This is a genomic window from Halomonas marinisediminis, from assembly GCF_004347715.1.
In the GTDB taxonomy this organism is placed as follows: Bacteria; Pseudomonadota; Gammaproteobacteria; order Pseudomonadales; family Halomonadaceae; genus Halomonas; species Halomonas icarae.
Window position 1 is genome coordinate 1 of record NZ_SLTR01000404.1, and the last position, 277, is coordinate 277.

The window sequence follows — 277 nt, forward strand, 5'->3', positions numbered from 1 at the left end:
GAATCGCTCAGCACTTCGGAGCCATCGGGGCGCAGAATTTCGGCACGCAAGTGAATCGAGCCGCCGTCAAGCTCCGCCAGACCGGCGATCGGGGTCTGGCACGAGCCGTCCAGGGCCGACAGGTAGGCGCGCTCGCAGGCCAGGCGGTGTCCGGAAGGTCCGTCGTGAATCGCGGCCAGCATTTCGGCCGCACGCGGATCATCGGCGCGCCGTTCGATCCCGATGCAGCCCTGGGCGACCGCGGGCAGCATGTCTTCGGGCGCAATCGCGCTGCGCG

Annotated in this window: 1 pseudogene; it reads right to left on the reverse strand. The window is 69.3% G+C overall.

From position 1 onward, the window contains the following. Positions 1–277: pseudogene (locus tag E0702_RS17170) on the reverse strand (hydroxymethylbilane synthase); the annotation flags it as partial.